Source organism: Pseudomonas sp. p50(2008), from assembly GCF_015351605.1.
In the GTDB taxonomy this organism is placed as follows: Bacteria; Pseudomonadota; Gammaproteobacteria; order Pseudomonadales; family Pseudomonadaceae; genus Aquipseudomonas.
This window is the reverse complement of sequence record NZ_JACMYF010000001.1, coordinates 54,739-72,978: the sequence shown is the minus strand read 5'-3', so window position 1 is coordinate 72,978 and position 18,240 is coordinate 54,739. Positions and strand designations below refer to the sequence as shown.

The following is an 18,240-nucleotide window of genomic DNA, read 5'->3' as shown; positions in this document are numbered from 1 at the left end:
AAAAACACAATAAAAAACGGAATTCAGTACATGGAAAAAAATCCACTGTCACAGGGCGACACGGCTGTTGCTCCCCACACCGATGCTGTTGATGGATGGCCGCGCCGCCAGGTTCTTAAGGCTGGCGCCGTAGCGCTGGGGGTGGGGCTTCTGGGGCGATTTGCCGATGTCCGGGCGGCTGGCGGATTGTCGGCCAGCGACTATCAGAACCTTGATGCCTGGGCCATGGTCAAGGGGCTGCAGGCCGGTGACTTCAGCGTCGACGACTTGCTGGCCGGAGCGATTGCCCGGTGCGAGCTGGTCAATCCGAAAATCAATGCGGTGATCATGCGTCATGACGATTACGCCCATGCGCTGCTGGCGGCCAGACGTCAGGCCGCGACCCTGGACAAGGGTTCGCTGGCAGGCGTGCCGATTCTGCTCAAGGACCTCAACACCTACCTGCAAGGCACGACCACCAGCAACGGCAGCCGTCTGTTCAAGGATGCACCGCCGGCGAGCGTGACCAGCACCCTTATCCGCCGTTATGAAATGGCCGGCGCGGTGCCTTTCGGCAAAGCCGCCAGCCCGGAATTCGGCCTGACCACCACCACCGAGTCGCTGGCGTGGGGACAAACCCGCAACCCGTGGAACCTGGCCTTGAGCGCGGGTGGCTCTTCCGGTGGTTCCGCTGCGGCGGTGGCGGCGGGCATCGTACCGGTCGCCCATGCCACCGACGGCGGTGGCTCGATCCGCATACCGGCCTCTTATTGCGGACTGGTCGGTCTCAAGCCGACGCGCTACCGCACCCCGAGCGGGCCAACGCGCCTCGAGGGCTCGTTCGGTGCCAGTGTCGCCAACGTGGTCTCGCGCAGCGTGCGTGATACCGCCCTGTTCCTCGATGCCGGGCAGGGCCATGAAATCGGCAGCCCCTACTGGACACAGCCACTGCAACGGCCCTACGTCGAGGAACTGGGCCGCGATCCAGGTCGTTTGCGGGTGGGCATGGTGCGTGAGTCGCTGACCGGTGCCCCGTTGGACCCGGCCATTGCCAAGGTCCTGGAGGAGACGATCAAGCAGTTGCTCGGCCTTGGTCATGAGGTCGATGAACTGCGCCTGCCGATTCAGGCCCAGCAATTGTTCGGTGCCCATGGCGTGGCGATCGGCAACTCCCTGCTGGCGTCGGTCAATGACCGTGAGAAGGCGCTGGGCCGCGCGTTGGGGCCGCAGGATCTGGAAATCATCACCTTCGGTGTGCTGGAACGAGCCAGCAAGGCCACGGGTGAGGGCGTGGTGCGCGCGCGGCATGCGTTTGAAGACATCAGCATGACCATGGAGCAGCAGTTCGAGCGCTTTGATGTGCTCCTCTCGCCGGTCACCGCCAGCCTGACGCCGGCCCTGGGCGAGTTGTCGCTCAACCAGCCGTACGAAAGCTATGCACGCAAGGCCATGGGCAGCGCCGCGTTTACCGTGCTGGCCAACGTCAGTGGACAACCGGCCATTACCTTGCCGCTGGGCATGAGTGACAACGGACTGCCCGTGGGCATGATGTTCACCGCACGCATGGGCGCTGAAGACGTGCTGCTGCGCCTTGCTTCACAACTGGAACAGGACCGTCCCTGGGTCGCCAGACGCGCGGTCATTTAATCAGCCTGAAACGGCGCCAGGGATGGCGTCGCACGGCTGTTCTGCAAGTGCTCTCTAGTCCGCTTTGACGATGAATAATCGTTTGCTGCGTTCGATCATCAACCAAGGCTCGCGCAACCGCGCAACGAGATTGGGAGAACGAACGGATGGACAGCATGCGAGTAAAAACGCCGGAAGAAATCCAGCTGCTGGAACACGCTCGGCGCCTGGTGCCAGCACTCAAAAACCGCACCGCGCGAGCTGATCGCGAGTTCCGGGTACCGGACGAAACGATATTCGAGCTGCAAGAGACCGGCCTGTTGCGAGCGCTGCAACCCCGGGCATTCGGCGGCTACGAAGTCGACCCGCGCACCTTTTTCGAAATCCAGATGATCCTCGCCGAAGGCTGTATGTCCACCGCATGGATCTACGGCGTGATGGGCGTGCACCCCTGGCAACTGGCGCGCTACCCGATCGAAGCCCAACGCGATGTCTGGGGCCAGGATCAGTCGACGCTGATTTCCTCCACCTACATGCCGGTGGCCAAGGTCACGGTGGTCGAAGGTGGCTACCGCATCAGCGGTCGCTGGGGTTTCTCCAGCGGCAGCGAGCACTGTCAGTGGTGTTTCCTGGGTGGCGTGCTGCCAGCCGATGGAGACCAGCCGGCCGAGCACGGGACCTTCCTGATCCCGCGCAGTGACTACCGTATCGAGCATAACTGGGACGTCCTGGGCCTGCGCGGAACCGGCAGCCACGACATCGTGGTCGAGGATGCCTTCGTGCCGGCACACCGCGTGCAACGCACCAACAACTGCACGATCGACGCCACGCCGGGGCGACTGGTCAACACCAACCCGATCTACGCCATTCCGTTTGCCCAGGTGTTTACCCGTGCGGTCTCCTCCTCGGCGATTGGTGCCTTGCAAGGGGCGATCAACGAGTTCCGCGCCAACGCCGCTGCGCACATCGGCAAACACGGGATGAAAACCGCGGACGACCCCGTGGCACAAACCACGGTGGCGGAGGCCACGATCATTGTCGACAGCCTGAGGCTGGTGCTGGAGCGCAATTATGCGCACCTGATGAAACTGGCCGAGGCGGGCGAGTACCCGGACGTGGAAACCCGTTTGCTGTACCGCTACCAGTCTTCTTACGTCACCAACATCTGCGCCGAGAAGGTCAACGAACTGCTGCGCTGCATGGCCGCGTCCGGGCTGTACAACACCAACCCGGTTGCGCGCCTGTTCCGCGACCTGCACCAGGCGCGCGGGCATATCGCCAACAACTACATGGCGTTCAGTCGCAGCCTCGGGGCAGTACAGATGGGCTTGCCCAATCCTGATCCATACGTTTGAGCCGTGCCCGGACTTGCGCGCAGGTCCGGGACTGCCAACCCCTGGCCGGCATGCCGGGATCTTTGCGATTACAGCCAAGGCACAAGAATAATGACAGCTAAAGCTCAGCCTGTTTCCCACTACGACGTGATCGTCGTCGGCTCCGGCGCCGGTGCAATGACCTCGGCGCTGTTTGCCGCCGAGCAGAATCTGTCGGTGCTGGTGGTGGAAAAAAGCGACAAGTTCGGCGGGACGTCGGCGATTTCCGGTGGCGGGATCTGGATTCCCAACAATCACTATTTTTCCGCCAAGGGCGGTCGCGACAGTTTTGAACTGGCCCTGCAATACCTCAAGGCGGCGACGGGTGAACATGGCGATGAAACGCGTTTGCGCGCCTACCTGAAACACGCGCCGAAGATGATTGAGGCACTGGAAAACAACAGCCATGTGCGCTACGCCGTGGCAGAGAAGTACCCGGATTATTACCCGCATCTGCCAGGCTCACTGGCGGGCGGTCGTACCCTGGACCCGGAATTGTTCGACACCAGCCTGCTGGGTGATGAGCTGTCCAACCTGCGGGCACCTTCACCGTCGACCCTGCTGATGGGGCGTATTGCCTGGACCGCCCGGCACGCGCACAAAGCCATGTCTCGCTCATTCGGTTGGCGCTTGCTGATTCTCGGCCTGATGCTGCGTTACAAGCTGGATTTCAAATGGCGTCGCAAGAGCCGTCGTGACCGCCGCGCCGCTTTGGGCAGTTCTCTGGTCGCCTCATTGCGTCGCTCGTTGATGGACCGCGACATTCCGCTGTGGCTGAACACCGATTTCCAGTCACTGCTGACCGACAATGGCCGCGTCACTGGCGTGCAGGTCTGCCGTGACGGTCAGACGCTGCAGCTGCAGGCGCGGCATGGGGTGATCTTCGGTTCGGGCGGCTTCGAGCAGAATCAGGCGTTGCGCGAGCGTTATCTGCCGCAGCCAACCCAGCGCGACTGGAGCGCCACGCCACCGGGCAACAACACCGGCGCCGCCCTGGAGGCCGGTACTGCACTGGGCGCGGCAACGGCACTGATGGACTGGGCCTGGTGGGCACCGACCATTGCCGTGCCGGGTGAAGACAAGCCACGGGGTGTGTTCGCCGAGCGTGCTTTCCCCGGTGCCATTGTGGTCAACAGCCTGGGCCGGAGGTTTGTCAACGAAGCTGCGCCATACCTGGAGTTTGTCGACGCCATGTACCGCGACAACCAGAGCACCGGCGGAAAGTCGATTCCGGCCTGGGTGATCTTCGATGGACACTTTCGCTTCAACTACGCCATGGGCCCGTTGATGCCGGCCCAGGTCATGCCCGACAGCCGCTTGCGCAAGGAATGGCTCAACGCCTTGTACTTCAAGGCGGACAACCTGTCGGCGCTGGCCGCGCAGATCGGGGTCGACAGCCTCGGGCTGGAACAGACCGTGACGCGCATGAATGAGTACGCCCGCAGCGGCGTCGATGCCGACTTCGGCCGTGGCGGGAACGTCTTCGACTGTTACTACGGCGACAGCAATGTGAAACCCAATCCATGCCTGGCGCCGCTGACCAAGGGGCCGTATTACGCGATGCGCCTGGATGCCGGCGATATCGGCACCAAGGGCGGTCTGCTCACCAACGAACACGCCCAGGTCGTCAGTCAGGACGGCGAAGCAATTCCCGGCCTGTACGCCATTGGCAACTGTTCGGCGTCGGTCATGGGCACCAGCTATCCCGGCGCGGGCGGGACCCTCGGTCCGGCCATGACCTTCGGCTACATAGCGGCCAATCACATCGCTGCTCAACGTTGAGGACCTGCCATGCCTGCCGCTGTCAACTCGACCTGTACCCCGATTCAGCCAGCATTGCAGGTGGCCGATGCCGACGCGCTGCACTGGGATGATTACTGTGATGTGCTGGTGATTGGCTGGGGAGCGGCGGGTGCCTGCGCCGCCCTTGAGGCCAGGGCCAGTGGCGCCGATGTGTTGGTGGCCGATCGCTTTACCGGCGGCGGTGCCAGCGCCAAAAGCGGCGGCGTCGTCTACGCCGGTGGTGGTACCCGCCAACAAAAGACGGCGGGCTTCGCCGACACCCCAGAGGCGATGTTCACCTACCTCAAGCACGAAACCCAGGGTGTGGTCGCTGACGCCACCTTGCAGCGTTTTTGCCGCGACAGTGCCGCCAACCTGGCGTGGCTGGAAAGCCACGGCGCGCCCTACGCCCATACCATGCCACCCGGTGGCAAGACCTCGTACCCGCCTGATGGCAAATTTCTTTATTACTCCGGCAATGAGCTGGTGCCTTCGCACCGCGATCAAATGGCACCTGCACCGCGCGGTCATCGCACGGTGGGCAAGGGTCAATGCGGCGCGGTGCTGTATGCGCACCTCAAGTCCGCGTGCCTGCTCAACGGCGTCCGTACCCAACTCCAGGCAGCTGCCCGGCGACTGGTGACGGATCGCGCCGGGAACGTGTTGGGTGCCGAACTGTGGTGCTTGCCGGCCGGCAGTGAACAGGCGCAGTTGCATGCCAAATGGGCGGCGCGGGCTGAGCGCCTGCAAAACTTTGCCCCTCGCTATTGCGACAGTTTGCGCAAGCGCGTGCATCAGCTGGAGCGTGACTTCGCCCGCCCGCGCCTGGTGCGTGCCTGGCGCGGGGTGGTGCTGAGTACCGGCGGATTTATCTTCAATCGCGAGATGATCAGCGAGCATGCGCCGAAGTTTCGACGCAACTTCAAGGTCGGCGCGACGGGCTGCGACGGCAGCGGTCTGCGTCTGGGGCTGAGCGCCGGCGCGGTGAGTGATCGGTTGCAGCGGGTCTCGGCCTGGCGCTTTATCAACCCGCCGCTGTGCTGGCCCAAAGGGATTGTGGTCAACACCCTCGGCCAGCGTTTCGTCAACGAAGAAGTCTACGGGGCGACGCTGGGCCAGCCCTTGTGCGAAGAGCAGGGCGGCAAGGCCTGGCTGGTGCTCGACGCACGTTTGCGGAAACAGTCGATCAAGCAGGCGCTGTTCGCCGGTTACTGGTGGTTCCAGAGTCTGCCGGCACTGGTGCTGATGCTGCGCGGTGTGCGCAAGGGTCAGAGCATCGAGCAACTGGCCCAGGTCACCGGCATGCGCGCCGATGTGCTGCGCAGCTCGCTGGTTGCCTACAACGCCGCCGCCCGAGGTGATGCCGAGGATGCCTTTGGCAAGTCCCCAGACAGTCGTCAGGTGCTCGATCAGGGGCCGTATTACGCCTGCGACATTTCTGTCGGCAACCGCCTGTTCCCCATGGGCGCGTTGACCCTCGGCGGCCTCAAGGTCAATGAAGACACAGGCGCCGTCGTGGACGATCAGGGGCAGCTGATCCCCGGCCTCTACGCGGCCGGGCGCACCGCCATTGGCATTCCTTCACACCTGTACGTCAGCGGCCTGTCACTGGCCGATTGCGTGTTTTCCGGACGGCGCGCCGGACGGTCGCTGACGACTGCCAGCGCCAACGTCAACGTCGAACTCAGCGAGCCATTGATATGAGCCTGGATTACCTGTCAGTGCGCGTGACGCACGTGATTGAAGAGACCGCCGACAGCCGCTCCCTGGCGTTCGAAGTGCCCGAAGAGCTGATCGAGCGTTTCCGCTATCGCCCCGGGCAGTTTCTGACCCTGCGGGTGCCGCACGAAGGTGGCTGGTTACCGCGCTGCTACTCGCTGTCGAGTACGCCGCTGCTCGACGAGCCGCTCAGGGTCACGATCAAACGGGTGCGTGACGGGCGCGCCTCGAATTGGCTCTGCGACAACGTGCAAGCGGGAGACCGTTTGCAGGTGCTGGTGCCTGCCGGGGTTTTTGTACCGCGCCATCTGGACGCCGACCTGCTGTTGTTCAGCGGTGGGAGCGGCGTAACCCCGATACTGTCGATCCTGCGTTCGGCGTTGTTGGCAGGTTCCGGACGAATTCTGCTGATCTACGCCAACCGTGACGAAGCCTCGGTGATCTTCCGCGACGAGCTCAAGGCCCTGGCCAGTGCGCACCCACAGCGCTTGCAAGTGGTGCATTGGCTGGACTCCGTTCAAGGCATTCCGGCGGTCAGTCAACTGACGGAGCTGGCTCGTCCGTTTGCCCAGGCCGAGGCGTTTATCTGCGGCCCCGGTCCGTTCATGGATGCCGCCGTAAGCGCCTTGCAGAGCCTGGATATGCCGGCAGCAAAGGTCCATGTCGAACGCTTCGTTTCGTTGCCTGAGGAGGGTGAGGTCCAAGCGCCGGTCGCCGTCGATACCAGCCGCCCGGGTAGTCAGCTTTCCGTGCGCCTGGACGGCGAAGAGTTCGAGGTGCCCTGCGCCGAAGGTGAAACCCTGCTCGATGCCATGCGCAGGGCGGGTCTGCAACCCCCGAGTTCCTGCCTGGTCGGCTCCTGCGCCACCTGTATGTGCACCGTCGAAAGTGGCGAGGTGCAGATGCTGCGCAACGATGCCCTCGATCAACACGAGATCGATCAGGGCTGGACGCTGGCCTGCCAGTCGCTGGCCCGCAGCGAGCACCTGCGGGTGCTCTTTCCCGAATAACCCGATAGCCGAGTTTGTCACTATGACTGCATGTTCTGCATTGCCGGGCACCTTGTCTGCCTGGAACCCTTTGCCCTTGTCGATTCCCGCCTTGCTGTTCGCCAGTGCCGAGCGCTTCGCTGGTCGGGCGGCCATCGAAGAAGACGGTCTGGCCACCGACTACCGGGATTTACCGGCACTGGCACTCGGCGTGTGCCGCAGCCTGATGGCGCTGGGTATCGGCGCTGGCGACCGAGTGGCGATCTGGGCGCCGAACTGCCGCGACTGGGTCATCGCGGCTCTGGGCGTGCATTGCGCAGGTGCTGTACTGGTTCCGATCAACACCCGCATGAAAGGCGCCGAGGCTGCGGATATTCTGGCGCGCAGCCAGGCGCGAGTGCTGATGATGCAGGGCGATTTTCTGGGCCTGGACTACCAGGCGATGCTGGCGCCGCTGCGTCCGGCGAGTCTGGAGCACCTGGTGGTGTTCGGTACCACGCAACCGCAGTTGGCCACGGACCTGGGTTGGGAAGGTTTTCTCGCCAAGGGTGAAACGGTCAGCGAATTGCAAGCCCGCCAGCGTGCAGTCGCCGTCGATCCGCGGGACTTGTCCGACCTGCTCTTCACCTCCGGCACCACCGGCAAACCCAAGGGCGTGATGAGTGCCCATGGGCAAACCCTGCGGGCGTACAACGAATATGTCAGGGTCATCGGCCTGCGGCCGGGTGACCGTTACCTGATCATCAATCCGTTCTTCCATGCCTTTGGCTACAAGGCCGGCTGGCTGACCTGCCTGCTGGCCGGCGCAACCATCCTGCCCCATGCGGTGTTCGACGCCGAAGCGGTGTTCCAGCGCATTGCCGCCGAGCGCATCAGCGTATTGCCAGGGCCGCCGACACTGTACCTGTCGATGCTCGCGCACCCGCGACTGGCCGAGACCGACCTGTCGAGCCTGCGCATTGCCGTGACGGGATCATCGACCATCCCGCCGGTGCTGATCGAACGCATGCGCAAAGAACTGGGGGTCGCCGTGGTGACTACGGCCTACGGCCTGACCGAATGCGGCGGCCTGGCAACCATCTGCAACCCGGATGATCCCGCCGGCATCGTCGCGGCCACCAGTGGACGGGCGATCGAAGGCACTGAAGTGTGCATCCGGTCGACAGACAACCAACCGTTAGCGGCGGGTGAGTCAGGGGAAATCTGCCTGCGCGGTTTTCACGTGATGCGCGGTTACTTCAACGACCCCGAGGCCACGGCCCAGGCCATCGATGCCGACGGCTGGCTGCACACCGGTGATATTGGCAACCTGGACGCCCACGGCAACCTGCAAATCACCGATCGGCTCAAGGACATGTTTATTGTCGGAGGCTTCAACTGCTACCCGGCAGAGATCGAGGCCGGCTTGATCGAACACCCGGCCATCGCGCAGGTCGCGGTGATCGGCGTGGCGGATGAACGCATGGGGGAAGTGGGTTGCGCCTGCGTGGTGTTGCGTCAGGACCGGGAGCTGGACGAGCCATCGCTGATCGCCTGGGCGAGAGAACGCATGGCCAACTACAAGGTGCCGCGCCAGGTTCGTTTCTTCACGGAGCTGCCGGTGAATGCGTCGAACAAGGTCGTCAAAAGCGAGTTGCGCGACGCGGTGGCGGGCTAAGGCTGAATAGCCCGCCGCTGCACTCAGCGTCCCTCGAACTGCGCAGGCCTTTTATCGATAAAGGCCTGCATGCCTTCCTTCTGATCCCGCGAGGCAAACAACAAGGCATTGGCCTTGCGTTCCAGCGCCAGGCCCGTCTCCAGCGGAGCGTCCATGCCGGCGAGGATGACTTCCTTGATTTGCTCGGCGGCCAGTGGCGGCATGGCGGCAATGACCTGGGCCAGTTTCAAGGCATGGGCTTGCACCTGATCGTCCTCTGTCACCTCACTGACCAGACCGGAAATCCACGCTTCTTGCGCTGTGATCGGCTGACCGGTCAACGCCATGCGCATGGCTTTGGCCTTGCCCACCGCGCGTACCAGGCGCTGGGTGCCGCCAATGCCGGGCATGATGCCGATGCGGATCTCCGGCTGGCAGAAACGCGCACTGTGCCCGGCCACAATGATGTCGGCGAGCATCGCCAGCTCGCAGCCCCCGCCATAGGCATAGCCGCACACCGCCGCGATCACCGGCTTGGGGCAATGCTGGATGGGCGCCCAGACCCGTTCGGTATGGCGCTGGTAAATATCGATCGGACCCACTCCTGCCAGGCTGTTGATATCGCCACCGGCGGCGAACACCTTGTCGCCGCCGGTCAGCAGGATGCAGCGCACCTCGGGGTTGTTCCCCAATTCAATGAAGTAGTGCGACAGCAGTGCCTGCAGTTCCAGGCTCAGGGCATTGGTGGCGTGCGGGCGGTTGAGCCGCACCAGGGCGACTCCAGGGGCCGGGTACTCCAGCAGCACGGGCGCGGTCAGTGAGTCAGACATGATCAACCTCAGGTAATAGGCACCGCAGAGCCGGCGCCATTTGGCGGATTGTTGCGAGCGTGGCGCTACACTTCATCGTCCGTTCAGACGACGTGGCCGAGCGGTTTTGTCCCTAGAGTGACCCTCAACACAAGCATGAGGAGCGTGCCATGAGTGGTCACTCGGGGCTGGATTACAACGGCAAGGTGGTATTGGTCACCGGCGGAACCAAGGGCATCGGTGCGGGTATTGCCCGCAGCTTTCTCGCCGCGGGTGCCAGGGTCATCGTGTGTGGGCGCAATGAGCCTGAGCAAGTGCCGGGCGTGGCGGATGCGCAGGCGGATTTCATGGTCGCCGACGTGCGTGACCAGGCTTCCTTGCAAGGCCTGTTTGAACGTATCCGCAGCGAATACGGGCGCCTCGATGTGCTGATTAACAACGCCGGCGGAAGCCCGTCAGCGGATGCCGCCAGCGCCTCTCCACGGTTTCATGAGGGGATTATCCGCCTCAATCTGATTGCCCCGCTCAACGTCGCCCAGCAAGCCAACCTGCTGATGCAAAGCCAACCCGAGGGCGGTTGCATCGTCTTTATCGGCAGCATCAGCGGTCTGCGTGCCTCGCCGGGGACTGCGGCTTACGGCGCGGCCAAGGCCGGCGTGCTGGCTCTGGTCCAGTCGCTGGCGGCGGAATGGGCGCCCAAGGTTCGGGTCGTGGCTGTGAGCCCGGGGCTGGTGCGTACCGAATTGGCCCACGTGCACTACGGCGATGAGGCCGGAATCGCCGCCGTCAGTGCCGGTATCCCGGCAGGGCGCATGGCGGTGCCGGAAGACATCGGCAACGCCTGCCTGTACATCGCTTCCGCGCTGGCCACATACGCCAGCGGTTGTAATTTGTTGCTCCACGGTGGCGGTGAACGCCCGGCTTATCTCGGTGCTGCGCAGGTTGCGCCGCACTGATCGACCCACGTCGGCGTTGCAATACCGGGCGCCACTTTGAACACGCAGGAGACGAACTTGGCTGATCCAGAATTGCTATCCAAAGTACGCGCCCTGGTTGGGCGCCAATACGGTCGCGTGAACGCCTGGGACGAAGTCAATGCGCCGATGATTCGCCAGTGGTGCGAAGTCATCGGCCTTGAAAACCCGCTCTACACCGACCCCTTGACGGCCGCCACCAGCTGCAATGACGGCATTATCGCGCCGCCCCCCATGCTGCAGATCTGGTGCATGGAAGGCTTTCACATCAACAACTACGCGCCGGGCTCGACCACCGACAATCCCTATGAGGTGCTCGTCCTGATCGAGAGCTACGGCTACCCGTCGGTGGTGGCGGTGAACTCGGAGCTGACCTTCGAGCGCAATGTGCGCCTGGGTGAAAAGCTCTACTACACCACGCGACTGGATTCCGTCGGCGAGGAAAAGACCACCGGCCTGGGGACCGGTTTTTTTGTCACCCTGGTCATGACCTACTACTCGCAACAGGCCTCGGGCGACGAAAAGGTCGGCGAGCTGTTGTTCCGGGTCTTCAAGTTCCGCCCGGCGAATGTGGGAAAACCCGAGACGCCGGCGCAGGCCAGCGTCGAGCCCGTGGTCGCCAAGCGGCCGGCCCCCGGCATGAGCGATGACACCCGGTTTTTCTGGGACGGCTGCAAGGAAGGCAAGCTGTTGATCCAGCGCTGCACTCAGTGCGCCACCTTGCGTCACCCGCCGGCACCGGTCTGTATCGAGTGTCACTCCTTCGACTGGGACACCCTGCAAGCCAGTGGCAAAGGGCGCTTGTATTCCTTCGTCGTGATGCACTACCCGCAAGTGGCGCCTTTCGATCATCCCAATCCGATCGGCCTGATCGAGCTGGACGAAGGTGTACGCCTGATCGCCGGCCTGGCGGACGTCAAGTGTGAAGACATCAGAATCGGTCAGCGACTGCAGGTCGAGTTCCAGACCTTCGACGACGATCTGGCGTTGCCGTTGTTCCGGCCGTTGGCAGAGTAGGGGGCGGTATGGATTTCGAACTCAATGAAGACCAGCGTGCCATTGCCGAAATGGCGGGCAGCCTGATGAGCGACTACTGCACCGACGAGCGCCTGCGTGACTGGGATCTTTCGGGGCAGGCCTATATGCAGGACCTTTGGACCAGTTGTGTGGAAACCGGCCTCCATGCCCTGGCCATCCCCGAAGCGGCCGGTGGCAGCGGGCTGGGAATGACCGAGCTGATGCAAATCCTCGATGCCCAGGGCGGTGCTCTGGCGCAGGTTCCGCTGTGGCGGCACCAGCTGGCGGCGGCCACGCTGGCCGAATTCGGCGATGCCTCATTGGCGCCGTGGGTCGAGCAGGCCGTGGCAGCCACCGGTTTGCTGACCTTGACCCTGGATGGCCTGACGAGCGTGCGCGGCATCGAACTTCAGGCCAGCGCCGAGGCCGACGGCTGGCGCCTCAACGGACGGATTGCGGCGCTGGCCCTGGCCGAACAATCGATGGCTGCACTGGTGTTGGCCCGGGTCATGGGCCAGCCACGGCTGGTACTGATTGACCTGCTTCAGGCGGGAATCAGCAGCGTGCCAGGGGTCATGACCCATGGCGAAGCCGTGGCTGACCTGAGCTTTGAAGGCGTTGCCCTGAACAAGCATCAGGTGCTACCCGTGGCCGCGCTGGACTGGCTGGCACCGCGTGCCATTGCCGCCCTGGCGTCGCTGCAACTGGGCGTCAGCGCCGAGCAGGTTCACCGCACCGTGGCCTATGTCAGCGAGCGCCAGCAGTTCGACCGCAGCATCGGCAGTTTTCAGGCCGTGCAAATGAGCATGGCCGACACACACGTCCACCTTGAAGTGCTGCGCAGTGCGCTGTGGCAATTGTGCTATCGCCTGGACGCCGGTCTGCGGGCACCTTCCGAGGCCCTGGCGACAGCGTACCTGGCGTGCGAAGCCGGGCACCGCATCGGCCACAACGCACAGCATGTGCACGGCGGTATCGGCGTCGACCTGACGTACCCGATCCACCGGTTCCTGTATTGGAGCCGGGCATTGAGCAGTGCATTGGGAGGATCGTCGGTGATCCTGGAACGTCTCGGCGACTGGCTGAGCGATAACGACACCTTGGGATGGAAATATGACCTCGATGAACACCAAGCGCTTTGAAGATGTACGCACCGGCGAACAACTGCCCGAGCTGACGATTCCGATCACGGTCGGCCTGATTGCTGGCGGAGCGATTGCCACCCGTGACTACTTTCCCGGCCACCATGACCTGGAGGCGGCTCGCGAACTGGGCTCGCCGAACATCTTCATGAACATCCTGACCACCAACGGCCTGGTGCAACGCTTCATCGAGCAATGGAGCGGTCCGCAGGTGCAGTTCCGTTCGCTGAAAATCAAGCTGGGCGCGCCGAACTATCCCGGCGACAGCATGATCTTCAGCGGCGAAGTGACCTATCAGGATGCCGCTACGCGCAGCCTGGTCGTGACCCTCAAGGGCAAAAATTCCATGGGCAATCACGTGACCGGAACGGTCGCGCTGGTTCTGCCCTAATTCGCGGGAGACATCAAAGATGACGAATTCGTCGATTTCCGGGCGCGCCGCCATTGTCGGGCTGGGCGCGACCGAGTTTTCCAAGAATTCCGGACGCACTGAGCTGCGCCTGGCCATGGAAGCGACCCTGGCAGCACTCAAGGACGCCGGGATCGATCCCAGCGAGGTTGAGGGCTTCAGCTCCTATTCGGTCGACAAGGTGCCGGAGTACGAAATTGCCCGCCTGCTGGGCTGTAAAGACGTGAAGTTCTTCTCCCAGGTGCCCCACGGTGGCGGCGCCGCCTGCGGACCGGTGATGCACGCCGCGATGGCGGTGGCCACCGGCGTGGCCAAGGTGGTGGTGGTTTATCGGGCGATGAACGAACGCTCCTGGTACCGCTTCGGCACCGGCAGTTACGGCTTCGCCTCGACACCGACATTCGAGAACGTCAATTACGGCTGGTACATGCCCCACGGCTTTCACACACCGGCGGCCTGGGTCGGGATGTTCGCCCAGCGTTACATGCACACCTACGGCGCGACCTCCGAGGACTTCGGCCGGGTTGCAGTTGCGGTACGTGATTTCGCCGCGACCAACCCCCAGGCGTTTTTCTATGGCAAGCCGATCACCCTTGAGGAGCACCAGGCCTCGCGCTGGATCTGCGAGCCGCTGCACTTGCTTGACTGCTGCCAGGAGTCGGATGGCGCGGTGGCCATGGTCATCACCTCGGCGGAGCGAGCCAAAGACCTGCCGCAAAAACCGGTGATCATCAAGGCCGGCGCCCAGGGCATCGCCGCCGGGCAGCAAGTGATGACGTCTTACTACCGTGATGACATCACTGGCCTGCCGGAAATGGGTGTGGTCGCCAAGGAGCTGTACAGCCAGTCGGGTCTGGGTCCGGACGCTTTTCAAACTGCGGTGATCTATGACCACTTCACGCCATTTGTACTGGCGCAACTGGAAGAGTTCGGCTTTGCCGAGCGCGGCGAAGCCAAGGAATTCATTCGTGCCGGGCACCATGCCCGTGGCGGAAAACTGCCGATCAACACCCATGGCGGACAGTTGGGCGAAGCCTACATTCACGGCATGAACGGCATCGCTGAAGCGGTGCGTCAGGTCCGTGGTACGGCGGTCAACCAGGTGGACAGTGTGGAAAACGTGTTGGTGACTGCCGGAACCGGCGTGCCGACCAGTGGCCTGATTCTCGGCGCGGTATAAGGAGCGTCCCATGTTCGTCGATCTCACCCCCGAACAACGTGCTCTGCGGCTCAAGGTCCGGGACTATTTCCAGAACCTGATGACCCCCGAGCTACGCCTGCAAATGCGTGGCACCGAAGGCGGCGAACTGTTCCGCCGCACCATCGCCCAGATCGGCCGTGATGGCTGGCTGGCCGTTGGCTGGCCCAAGGCTTACGGCGGCCAGGGTTATGCCGCCACCGAGCAGTTGATTTTCTTCGAAGAAGCCAACATTGCCGGCGCGCCGTTGCCCTTCGTGACCATCAGCACCGTCGGCCCGGCCTTGATGGCGCATGGCTCGGCGCTGCAAAAAGAAAAATTCCTGCCCGGCATCGCCGCCGGTGACATCAACTTTGCCATCGGCTATTCCGAAGCCAGCGCCGGCAGCGACCTGGCGGTGCTCAAAACCGCTGCGCGCGAAGATGCCGACGGCTTCCTGGTCAATGGCAGCAAGCTCTGGACCTCGGGCGCCGACTCGGCCGATTACATCTGGCTGGCGGCACGTACCGACCCGGAACAGGCGCGGCACAAAGGTATCTCGATCCTAATTCTTGATACTCAGGCCGAAGGCTTCTCCAGCACCCTGATTCCGACGTCCGGTAACCCCACGGCCGCCACGTATTACGATAACGTGCGGGTGCCCCGGAACATGCTGGTGGGGGAGTTGCACGGCGGCTGGAAACTCATCACCGCACAACTCAATCACGAACGCCTGGGGCTGGGAGCGTGGTCCGACAAAGTCGTCAGCCTGTTCAGCCGGGTCTACCTGTGGGCACGTTGCGCCGATGAGCAGGGCCATCGCGCCACCGACCATAGCTGGGTCAGGCGCGACCTGGCCGAATGTTATGCAAGGCTTGAAGCCATGCGCCTGATCAACTTTCGCATCGCTGCCGATCTCGAACGCGACCGTGTCGACGTTGCGCTGGCCTCGACCACCAAGGTCTACGGTTCGGAGTCGGCGATCGAGATCCTGCGCAAGTTGTCGGCCATCGTCGGTGCCAGTGGCCTGACCCGTGCAGGTTCGGCGGCCGCCTATTTACTCGGGGAACTTGAATACGAAGTACGGGCGTCGGTTAACCTGACGTTCGGTGGCGGTACCAATGAAATCCAGCGCGAGCTGATCGCCCAGTTTGGCCTGGGAATGCCGCGCACCAGACGTTGAACCACAGACGTTGAGCCTAGCGGTACCCTTGAAACGAATAACAATAACGTCCCTTTCAGGTGAACGAATGAGTGCAATCGAACAATTCCGGCAAGCGACGCGCCAATGGCTGGAAGCCAATTGCCCACCGTCGCTGCGCACCGCCACTCCCGAGGGCGAACTGGTCTGGGGTGGAAGTCAGATCACCTTCCCCAGCGACGACGCCCGCGTCTGGTTCGAACGCATGCGCGACAAAGGCTGGTTCTGCCCGCAGTGGCCCAGCGAGTATGGCGGTGGCGGACTGAGTGCCGAATACAACGCAGTTCTGGAAAGCGAACTGCGTCGGCTCAAATGTCGGCCGGCGCAAATCAATCTGGGTATCTGGATGCTCGGCCCGGTGCTTCTGGAGTTCGGCAGCGAAGCGCAGAAACAGGCGTTGTTGCCGCCGATGTGCCGTGGCGAAGTGCGCTGGTGCCAGGGCTTTTCCGAGCCCAATGCCGGCTCTGACCTCGCCAGCCTGAAAACTTCGGCGGTCGCCGATGGCGATGACTTCGTGGTCAACGGCACCAAGATCTGGACCTCCTACGGCGATAAATCCGACTGGATGTACGCCCTCGTACGCACCGACCTCAAGGCGCCCAAGCACCAGGGCATCAGCCTGATTGTGCTGGACATGAAAAGTCCGGGCGTCAGCGTCTCGCCGATTGATCTGATCAGCGGCAAGTCGGCGTTCTGTCAGGTGTTCTTTGACAACGTCCGGGTTCCGCAGAGCCAGTTGATCGGGCCACTCAATGGTGGCTGGAACCTGGGCAAGAGCCTGTTGCAGCACGAGCGCAAGGCGATGTCCAAGTTCGGCGAATTCAGCCTGCCGACGCACTTTCATCTACTGCCCTTGATCGAGCGCTACTTGCCAGACAGCCCGTCACCCGCTGACCAGGCCCTGCGTGCCCGCGCCCAGGCCTGTGCAATGGATGAGCATGCCTACAACCTCACCGTGCAGCGCATGGGTGAGGAGGCCAGGGCGGGCCTGGACATCAGCGCGATCATGGCAATCATGAAGCTGGTACACACCGAGCAGGAGCGCGACAAGTTCGAGATCCTTCTCGATGCCCTCGGCTACCGCGCATTGGGCGTTGAAGGCGAGCCGTTCAGCAGCCAGGAACTGGCCATCACCCGAGGCTGGCTCAACAGCTATGCCTTGACCATCTCTGGCGGTTCGTCGGAGGTGCAGTTGAATGTCATCGCCAAGCGGGTCTTGAACCTGCCGAGTGTTTAAGGGGAGTTTGACCATGAGTCTGGTGTATAGCGAAGAGCAACGCCTGTTGGCGGACAGTGCCCGCGAGTTCCTTGCGGCGCGCAGCCCGGTGACGGCACAGCGACGCCTGCGAGACGAGGCGTGCGCGCCTGGTTACGATCTGCAGCTGTGGCAAGACGCCGTAGGTCTGGGCTGGAGCGGCATCCCGTTCCCCGAGGCGCTCGGCGGACTGGAATTTGGCTGCATGGGCCTGGGGCCGATTTTCGAGGCCATGGGGAGAAATCTTTCCGCCTCACCGCTGCTATCCAGCGTGGTGCTCGGTGGCTCGCTGATTCATCTGGCGGGGTCTGCCGCGCAGCAGGATCAATGGCTGAGCGCGTTGATAAGTGGTGAACGGCGTCTGGCCCTGGCTCTGGAAGAAAAACCGCGTCACGGGCCGGTGTACACGGCGTTGACGGCGACCGCCGAGGCCGGTGGTTATCGTCTGGACGGTGAGAAGTTTTTCGTCATCGATGGCCTGGGTGCCGATGCCTATCTGGTTGCTGCACGCACCAGCGGCCAGGCGGGCGAAGAGCAGGGCATCAGTGTGTTTCTGGTGCCGGCAGACGCGCCGGGTCTGGAGGTCAGTGCGCTGTCGTTGATCGACTCGCGCAATTGCGCGCAGCTGCGTTTGCGTGGGGTACAACTGGGCAGCGACGCCTTGCTCGGTGCAGTGGGAGCCGCGTGGCCAGCTCTGGACGAAGCGCTGGATCGCGGCCGTGCGTGCCTGGCTGCAGAGCTGCTGGGCGCTGCCGAGCAGTTGTTCGCCCTGACCCTGGATTACCTCAAGACCCGCGTCCAGTTTGATGCTCCCATCGGCTCGTTCCAGGCCTTGCAACATCGTGCGGCGCGTTTGCATGTGGAACTGCAACTGGCCCGTAGCACGGTGATGGCGGCATTGTCGGCCCTCGACGACGGCGCCTTGACCGCAGCCGAACGGGGTCGCCTGGTGAGCCTGGGTAAATGGAAAACGGGCGAAGTCGCGGCCCTCGTCAGCAATGAAGCGGTGCAGATGCACGGCGGTATCGGTGTCACTGACGAACTGGACGTAGGCCTTTATCTCAAGCGAATTCGCGTGGCCCAGACGTGCCTGGGCGACAGTGATTTCCACTGTGCGCGCTACGCCGCTTTCGAGTCTTTGGAGAAGTAAAA

General features: G+C 63.1%; 15 protein-coding genes. 14 read left to right on the top strand and 1 reads right to left on the bottom strand.

Going from position 1 to position 18,240, the window contains the following annotated elements:
- The first annotated feature begins 30 nt into the window (after nucleotides 1–30).
- The 6 genes from H7698_RS00310 (at nucleotide 31) to H7698_RS00285 (ending at nucleotide 9,125) form a co-directional block, all read left to right on the top strand.
- Nucleotides 31–1,626 (top strand): amidase, encoded by a 1,596-nt coding sequence (locus tag H7698_RS00310; protein ID WP_194690313.1) that lies wholly within the window; start codon nucleotides 31–33, stop codon nucleotides 1,624–1,626.
- A 146-nt stretch (nucleotides 1,627–1,772) separates the two neighbouring features.
- On the top strand, nucleotides 1,773–2,960 hold the full coding sequence (locus H7698_RS00305) for an acyl-CoA dehydrogenase family protein (protein ID WP_194690312.1): 1,188 nt from the start codon (nucleotides 1,773–1,775) through the stop codon (nucleotides 2,958–2,960).
- 90 nt (nucleotides 2,961–3,050) lie between these two features.
- The gene (locus H7698_RS00300; RefSeq protein WP_194690311.1) at nucleotides 3,051–4,760 is read left to right on the top strand and encodes an FAD-dependent oxidoreductase; all 1,710 of its coding nucleotides are present in this window, start codon (nucleotides 3,051–3,053) and stop codon (nucleotides 4,758–4,760) included.
- A gap of 9 nt (nucleotides 4,761–4,769) precedes the next feature.
- Nucleotides 4,770–6,464 carry an FAD-binding protein gene (locus H7698_RS00295; RefSeq protein ID WP_194690310.1) on the top strand — a complete coding sequence of 565 codons (1,695 nt, stop codon included), beginning with the start codon at nucleotides 4,770–4,772 and terminating at the stop codon, nucleotides 6,462–6,464.
- Complete coding sequence (locus H7698_RS00290) at nucleotides 6,461–7,489, top strand: ferredoxin--NADP reductase (protein WP_194690309.1); 1,029 nt, start codon at nucleotides 6,461–6,463, stop codon at nucleotides 7,487–7,489. Before H7698_RS00295 ends, H7698_RS00290 begins: the two co-directional genes overlap by 4 nt.
- Before the next feature lie 22 nt (nucleotides 7,490–7,511).
- The gene (locus tag H7698_RS00285; protein ID WP_194690308.1) at nucleotides 7,512–9,125 is read left to right on the top strand and encodes a FadD3 family acyl-CoA ligase; all 1,614 of its coding nucleotides are present in this window, start codon (nucleotides 7,512–7,514) and stop codon (nucleotides 9,123–9,125) included.
- 23 nt (nucleotides 9,126–9,148) lie between these two features.
- Here H7698_RS00285 and H7698_RS00280 read toward each other — a convergent pair whose 3' ends face one another.
- Entirely contained in the window at nucleotides 9,149–9,934 is a 786-nt protein-coding gene (locus tag H7698_RS00280; protein WP_194690307.1) for an enoyl-CoA hydratase, read from the bottom strand.
- Between the two features lie 149 nt (nucleotides 9,935–10,083).
- Between H7698_RS00280 and H7698_RS00275 the strand changes: the two genes are divergently transcribed.
- From H7698_RS00275 to H7698_RS00240, 8 genes are all read left to right on the top strand, one after another.
- Nucleotides 10,084–10,869 carry an SDR family oxidoreductase gene (locus tag H7698_RS00275; protein ID WP_194690306.1) on the top strand — a complete coding sequence of 262 codons (786 nt, stop codon included), beginning with the start codon at nucleotides 10,084–10,086 and terminating at the stop codon, nucleotides 10,867–10,869.
- Nucleotides 10,870–10,926: 57 nt separating this feature from the next.
- Nucleotides 10,927–11,904, top strand: a complete 978-nt coding sequence (locus H7698_RS00270) for a bifunctional MaoC family dehydratase N-terminal/OB-fold nucleic acid binding domain-containing protein (RefSeq protein ID WP_194690305.1) — start codon at nucleotides 10,927–10,929, stop codon at nucleotides 11,902–11,904.
- An 8-nt stretch (nucleotides 11,905–11,912) separates the two neighbouring features.
- Complete coding sequence (locus H7698_RS00265; RefSeq protein WP_194690304.1) at nucleotides 11,913–13,046, top strand: acyl-CoA dehydrogenase family protein; 1,134 nt, start codon at nucleotides 11,913–11,915, stop codon at nucleotides 13,044–13,046.
- Nucleotides 13,018–13,437 carry a MaoC family dehydratase gene (locus H7698_RS00260; protein ID WP_194690303.1) on the top strand — a complete coding sequence of 140 codons (420 nt, stop codon included), beginning with the start codon at nucleotides 13,018–13,020 and terminating at the stop codon, nucleotides 13,435–13,437. Before H7698_RS00265 ends, H7698_RS00260 begins: the two co-directional genes overlap by 29 nt.
- Before the next feature lie 19 nt (nucleotides 13,438–13,456).
- Nucleotides 13,457–14,635: a lipid-transfer protein gene (locus tag H7698_RS00255; RefSeq protein ID WP_194690302.1), complete on the top strand. Its 1,179-nt coding sequence runs from the start codon at nucleotides 13,457–13,459 to the stop codon at nucleotides 14,633–14,635.
- A 10-nt stretch (nucleotides 14,636–14,645) separates the two neighbouring features.
- On the top strand, nucleotides 14,646–15,815 hold the full coding sequence (locus H7698_RS00250; protein ID WP_194690301.1) for an acyl-CoA dehydrogenase family protein: 1,170 nt from the start codon (nucleotides 14,646–14,648) through the stop codon (nucleotides 15,813–15,815).
- Between the two features lie 67 nt (nucleotides 15,816–15,882).
- Entirely contained in the window at nucleotides 15,883–17,070 is a 1,188-nt protein-coding gene (locus H7698_RS00245; protein WP_194690300.1) for an acyl-CoA dehydrogenase family protein, read from the top strand.
- Between the two features lie 13 nt (nucleotides 17,071–17,083).
- Nucleotides 17,084–18,238: an acyl-CoA dehydrogenase family protein gene (locus tag H7698_RS00240; RefSeq protein ID WP_194690299.1), complete on the top strand. Its 1,155-nt coding sequence runs from the start codon at nucleotides 17,084–17,086 to the stop codon at nucleotides 18,236–18,238.
- The last annotated feature ends 2 nt before the right edge of the window (nucleotides 18,239–18,240 follow it).

What these genes read in the sequence shown, in the direction of transcription:
- H7698_RS00310 (WP_194690313.1), top strand. Translation starts at nt 31, where the DNA reads ATGGAAAAAAATCCACTGTCACAGGGCGACACGGCTGTTGCTCCCCAC.
- H7698_RS00305 (WP_194690312.1), top strand. Translation starts at nt 1,773, where the DNA reads ATGGACAGCATGCGAGTAAAAACGCCGGAAGAAATCCAGCTGCTGGAA.
- H7698_RS00300 (WP_194690311.1), top strand. Translation starts at nt 3,051, where the DNA reads ATGACAGCTAAAGCTCAGCCTGTTTCCCACTACGACGTGATCGTCGTC.
- H7698_RS00295 (WP_194690310.1), top strand. Translation starts at nt 4,770, where the DNA reads ATGCCTGCCGCTGTCAACTCGACCTGTACCCCGATTCAGCCAGCATTG.
- H7698_RS00290 (WP_194690309.1), top strand. Translation starts at nt 6,461, where the DNA reads ATGAGCCTGGATTACCTGTCAGTGCGCGTGACGCACGTGATTGAAGAG.
- H7698_RS00285 (WP_194690308.1), top strand. Translation starts at nt 7,512, where the DNA reads ATGACTGCATGTTCTGCATTGCCGGGCACCTTGTCTGCCTGGAACCCT.
- H7698_RS00280 (WP_194690307.1), bottom strand. Translation starts at nt 9,934, where the DNA reads ATGTCTGACTCACTGACCGCGCCCGTGCTGCTGGAGTACCCGGCCCCT.
- H7698_RS00275 (WP_194690306.1), top strand. Translation starts at nt 10,084, where the DNA reads ATGAGTGGTCACTCGGGGCTGGATTACAACGGCAAGGTGGTATTGGTC.
- H7698_RS00265 (WP_194690304.1), top strand. Translation starts at nt 11,913, where the DNA reads ATGGATTTCGAACTCAATGAAGACCAGCGTGCCATTGCCGAAATGGCG.
- H7698_RS00260 (WP_194690303.1), top strand. Translation starts at nt 13,018, where the DNA reads ATGACCTCGATGAACACCAAGCGCTTTGAAGATGTACGCACCGGCGAA.
- H7698_RS00255 (WP_194690302.1), top strand. Translation starts at nt 13,457, where the DNA reads ATGACGAATTCGTCGATTTCCGGGCGCGCCGCCATTGTCGGGCTGGGC.
- H7698_RS00250 (WP_194690301.1), top strand. Translation starts at nt 14,646, where the DNA reads ATGTTCGTCGATCTCACCCCCGAACAACGTGCTCTGCGGCTCAAGGTC.
- H7698_RS00245 (WP_194690300.1), top strand. Translation starts at nt 15,883, where the DNA reads ATGAGTGCAATCGAACAATTCCGGCAAGCGACGCGCCAATGGCTGGAA.
- H7698_RS00240 (WP_194690299.1), top strand. Translation starts at nt 17,084, where the DNA reads ATGAGTCTGGTGTATAGCGAAGAGCAACGCCTGTTGGCGGACAGTGCC.